The organism is Finegoldia magna (assembly GCF_018371055.1).
GTDB classification, from domain to species: domain Bacteria; phylum Bacillota; class Clostridia; order Tissierellales; family Peptoniphilaceae; genus Finegoldia; species Finegoldia magna_I.
In genome coordinates, this window is sequence record NZ_JAGYZD010000124.1 from 1 (window position 1) to 5135 (window position 5135).

Genomic DNA, 5135 nt, shown 5'->3' on the forward strand with positions numbered 1-5135 from the left:
ATTACAAGTGATGTCAACAAATCGTTGAGTATAAATGTAGCAGATTCATCGGCAACTATCATGTCGAAAAACGGCCCAAGGTTAAGCTTGTCCTTCAACACTACCATCCACACGACTATAAATCCTAGAATTCTAAGTACTAACCAAACAGGAGTTACAGAAAATGTTTGGTTCAAAAGTTTGTTTTCTTTGATGAACTTGACATTGAAACTTGCCATAATGCTCATCACGAACGATATCGTAATTATAATCGTACAAAGTGCTGGCAGATAATCGCCGACAATTTTGGCGATAAAATCGGCTAAAATTTTGACTATTATAGTCCAATTGCCGTCGTATTTTACGGGAATCATGAATATAATTATCCCGATAATGGACGGAATCAGAAAATTCAATAGGGATTTTTTATTGGTTTTCATATTATCTCCTCGCTTTAAAATATTTTTCCTAGTATATCACTAATGAAAATATGATGCAAGAAAATAACAAGTAAAATTGATTAGGAGAAGTGAGAAATCTTTTGGTGTAATAAATTAAAAATCCTCTGTCACGAATATCTAGACTACACAAATTGAAGATTTCTAAATCTTAAAATCCTAAAATCGTAAGCACGCTAACGCTTACGCGAATACGATTTTTGATAGATTTTTTCGATTTGAAATCAAACAATTTGTTCCGTATGATATTCTTAGCCGGAGGATTTTTTAATTAGCTGAGGTTTCTAATCCGTAGGACTTTCTAATCTACAAAAATTTCCACTAAAAAAGGCTGCTTACAAAAGCAGCCCACATATTATTTTTCTGTGTTTTCTTCAGTAACATCGTCGTCTTCTTGATTTTCTTCAGCCATAGTTTCCATTTCTTCTTCCAATACGTCGTTGTCTAAGTTTGACTGATTAATCATAGATTTTACTTTTCGTTCGTCTTTTTTAGTGTAATCTTGATCGTCGTCGTATTTCTTTTCCAACAAATCCAAGATTTTAAATCTTCTCTTGGATTCTTTTTTGATTTTTTGGAAATCTCTTATATATGCGTAAATCAAGAATGTTATAAGAATTATTCCAGCGTATCCTATGATTGGATAAGTGATGCTGATAAGTTTTCTGAATCCTAAAAAGCTTAGGAAAAATCCTATCGTTACAAATCCTATCAAATACATTTTGTATTTTGCCGGATTGTCCTTTGAAAATCTTTTGGCTAACGAATAATACAACCCGATAGCTGTGTTGAAAATCATTCCAAATATTACCAAACTCATTATCAAACCTAAAACTGGATTGATTTCTTCGATTAAAACTTGTGTAGGAAGGTCTGCATCTTTTAGAATGTCAACTCTCATGAACAAAACAACTGCCAAAAGAGCTGTTACTGTTCCTGTGATAAATCCTCCTAACAATCCGCTGACTTTCGCTTCTTCAGATAGTACATGGTTACCACCAATTGCAAATGCCGTACTCAATCCTACCATCATACACAATGAAAAATAATTGACTACTGCAAGCCAAGGATTGCCGAAGTTTTTCGGAATAGTTCTTGCGATTGGGTCTAAGTGGTTAAAGTTTCCGTCAAATTTTGCTATTGTGTAGACTGATGCGATTAAAATCAAAGCCACGATAACTGGCGTAAATGCACCGATAATTCTGGTTACTTTTTCAAAATCCATCATTCCTACGAAAATTACAAGCAATGCACAAATAAGTGAACCAATCCACGGTGCTAGTCCAAATTGCTGGTTGAGGTTGGAGCCTGCACCGGAAAGCATAACGAATCCGATTATAAATCCAGTTAAAATAAGTAAAATGTCGAATACTTTTGTGAATTTCTTGGATGCTATTTCGTCCAAAACATCACTGTGTTCATCTGCGAAATAATAAGAACCAAGTTCCAAAATAATCGCTCCTATAAATGTGTGCAATATCAAAACAAATAGCGCTGTCCACAAGCCGGATTTGCCATAAGCTGTAAAATATTGCAAAATTTCCTGTCCACTTGCAAGGCCTGCACCAGTTAGTACCGCCACGTATGCAAGGGAGGTGTGTAATATTTTTTTTGACATAATTATCCCCTTCTTTTGTAAAATTATATAATAAAATTTTAAAATAGCCAAGACGTAATTATATAACAAATTTGATAAAATGCAAATCAGAAAAATTGAACAATGTGGTATAATATTCATGAAAAGAGGTGCTATATGTATAAAGTTAAAAATTTTGAAGATAATGATGATGTCATAATCAAAGAACAAAACGGAGCGTTTAAGGTTGTAGAATACAAGAGGGATTTGTCGGTTGATTACGAACAAGCACAAAGCTCTTACTTCGCATCTGAAATGAATGTAAGAAGAAGACAATTGGTGTGCGATGTTTCCAAATCAAACATAACTGTACAAGCAGGTGCTATGCAATGGATGCTAGGAAATGTTAGCTCAACTACTGGAATAAAAGGTGCTGGAGATTTCTTCAAAAAAGCTTTGCGTGGTTCTGTCACTGGTGAAGGTGCGATAAAACCGGAATACACAGGCGACGGGCTTTTAGTTTTGGAACCGACATACAAGCACATTTTATTGTTGGATGCAGATGATTGGAACAATGAAATTATCATAGAAGACGGATTGTTCTTGGCATGCGATTCTGAATTGGAACACAAAGCTATTATGCAATCTAATATTTCATCGGCTGTTGCTGGTGGTGAAGGATTGTTCAACCTTGGACTTCACGGAACAGGAATTGTCGCGTTGGAATCGTACGTTCCAAGAGAAGAATTGATCGAAATAACTCTTGAAAATGACGTGTTGAAGATAGACGGAAATATGGCGATTGCTTGGAGTGGCTCATTGAATTTTACAGTTGAAAGAGCTGGAAAATCATTGATAGGCTCTGCGACAAGCGGCGAAGGACTTGTGAATGTGTACAGAGGAACTGGAAAAGTTCTAATGGCACCAGTTTTGGAATAAAATGAAACACTGGATAACAAACCTTAATGCACGAATATCTAGACTCCACAAATTGAAGATTTCATAATCTCAAAATCCTAAAATCGTAAGCACACTTCGTTTACGCGGTACGATTTTTGACGGATTTTTTCGATTTGAAATCAAATAATTTGTTCCGTATGATATTCTTAGCATTAATGGTTTGTTATTTTTAATTTGTAAATTTGTTTATAGCCAATTAGAAAAATCGTGAAGGTTTGCAAAAATTATCGCGTTTTTTTATTGGGACAAATCGAATATGGTATAATAAAGAAAAGTATATTCAAAGTAATGTAAAAAACATCTTGGGAGGCACTACTATGAATAAATTGAGAAACAAATTATACAAATACGAATTTCGGACTGTGATTTTTGGTGTGATTCTGTTTATTATGGAGTTGAAACTCAGAATGAATTATCCGAAACTTGTCAGTGTTTTGATATCACCATTATCAAGCATTTTCATCTACGCATCCATTTTTATTGTGTTAGTGTTGATGGTGTTGGAGATGCTCGGTGCGATTAAAAACAGAGATTTCGATATTTTGTTTTTCATTTTAATCATTTTAGCGGGACTTTATTTGATGTATCGTATTATTTAAAATTTGGAGGATATTATGGGTATATTTGATAAATTAAAAAGCGTTTTTTCTTCAGAAGAAAAGGAAACTAACAGCCAAGCTCACAAAAATGATTGGTATGTTTTTGAATGGAGCGTAAAGGATACTGGGGAAATCTTCTATGTTGGTTACGGTTATGGTGAAGATTCTAAGTCTTTCGGATTTGAAAGTTATCACGGAGAAAGAATCAAAGAAAAATTAGATGTGGAATCGAAAATCATCAAGGACAACTTGGAAGAAGACGAAGCTCGTGATTTGCAACAAGAAGAGTTGAAGAGAGTGTTGAAAGAAACTGACAATGTAATTATCAATCGTGTGACTCCTAATATGATTACTAGAAAATCGGGATTATTAAAGTCAGAAACTACACCAAACTACAGATTTGAACAAGCACCGGTGTTGTATGTCGCTGAATATGAACAACATTATTTGGATATGGATTATGATGATTTCGAAAAGGTTGACTTGGATAATTTGAAATCTGTGTACTTAGAAGAAAAAGGCGTTGACGATGAAATTATCACGAACATTTACAAGGATGATTTGGATAAATATTTGAACCAAACAAAATCTTTGTTGGAACACGAAAACATTAAAATCGTCGACGACCAATTTGCAAATGAAGTAACTGCTTGGATTTACATTGGCGATGATTCTATTGCAAAGGTTAAGGAATACGAAGACAAGGCACAACAAAAACTTTCCAAGAAAATTCCTGTATATCACATGATGGATGTGTTGAAGAAATTAAAAGAAAAAAACAAGGATAACTTGGATGAGATTTTCAACAAAATCAAGACTACAAAAGAAGTTGTAATTCACCCACACAATAGCAGGGTTGCTGTGTTTGATATCAAAAACTTGGACGATCCAGCGAAGGGTGCGAAGGAAGGTTTGAGATATTGGAACGAAGGAGAAAAATTCAGAAAAGATTCTCACTTCCAATCTGCAATCAAAAACTACGACACTGCGCGTGAAAACGGATTGTGTACTCCTGCTCTTTACAGTTCTTATGCCAGTGTGTACAGAAGCATGAAAGATTACGACAACGAAATTGATATTTTGCAAGAAGGTATCAAAAGATTGTCCGATCAAGATAACGTGTCTGAATCTCACATCAATTCTATGAAAGAAAGATTAGAAAAAGCAAAGGAACTTTTATTAAAAGAATAATTTGAATGAATTTCCCAATTTGAGAAATCAAGTTGGGGAATTTTTTACCCTTAAGCGTTATATGATATAATATACAAAGGTGGTAAAATGAAAGATGCTCTCGGAAGAAAGATAGATTATTTGAGAATTTCGGTGACAGATAAGTGCAATTTGAGATGCAAATACTGTATGCCCGAAGAAGGAATACAGCACTTAAATCACGACGAAATTCTAACTATAGATGAAACTTTGAAAATCGTAGAAGTTTTCAAGGATTTGGGAATAAAAAAAGTGCGTTTAACTGGAGGCGAACCTCTGGTTAGAAACGGTATATTGGATTTGGTAAAAGGCATCAAAGACATGGGAATTGAAGAAATATGCATGACTACTAAT

5 protein-coding genes and 1 pseudogene are annotated in these 5135 nt (G+C 34.4%); 4 read left to right on the plus strand and 2 right to left on the minus strand.

Translation table 11 applies throughout. The features are described 5' to 3' along the window. Positions 1 to 419, minus strand: a pseudogene (locus KHW44_RS06230) (YjiH family protein); the annotation flags it as partial. 373 nt (positions 420 to 792) lie between these two features. After that, positions 793 to 2055: a hypothetical protein gene (locus KHW44_RS06235; RefSeq protein WP_002834927.1), complete on the minus strand. Its 1263-nt coding sequence runs from the start codon at positions 2053 to 2055 to the stop codon at positions 793 to 795. 135 nt (positions 2056 to 2190) lie between these two features. Between KHW44_RS06235 and KHW44_RS06240 the strand changes: the two genes are divergently transcribed. The 4 genes from KHW44_RS06240 to KHW44_RS06255 form a co-directional block, all read left to right on the plus strand. Continuing rightward, on the plus strand, positions 2191 to 2952 hold the full coding sequence (locus KHW44_RS06240; RefSeq protein ID WP_304067292.1) for an AIM24 family protein: 762 nt from the start codon (positions 2191 to 2193) through the stop codon (positions 2950 to 2952). Between the two features lie 338 nt (positions 2953 to 3290). Beyond that, positions 3291 to 3572, plus strand: coding sequence for a hypothetical protein (locus KHW44_RS06245; RefSeq protein ID WP_304067295.1), 282 nt, complete (start codon positions 3291 to 3293; stop codon positions 3570 to 3572). Between the two features lie 15 nt (positions 3573 to 3587). Beyond that, the gene (locus KHW44_RS06250) at positions 3588 to 4763 is read left to right on the plus strand and encodes a hypothetical protein (RefSeq protein WP_304067298.1); all 1176 of its coding nucleotides are present in this window, start codon (positions 3588 to 3590) and stop codon (positions 4761 to 4763) included. 87 nt (positions 4764 to 4850) lie between these two features. Then, on the plus strand, positions 4851 to 5135 hold a 285-nt coding region (locus tag KHW44_RS06255), incomplete at its 3' end, for a radical SAM protein (protein ID WP_304067301.1).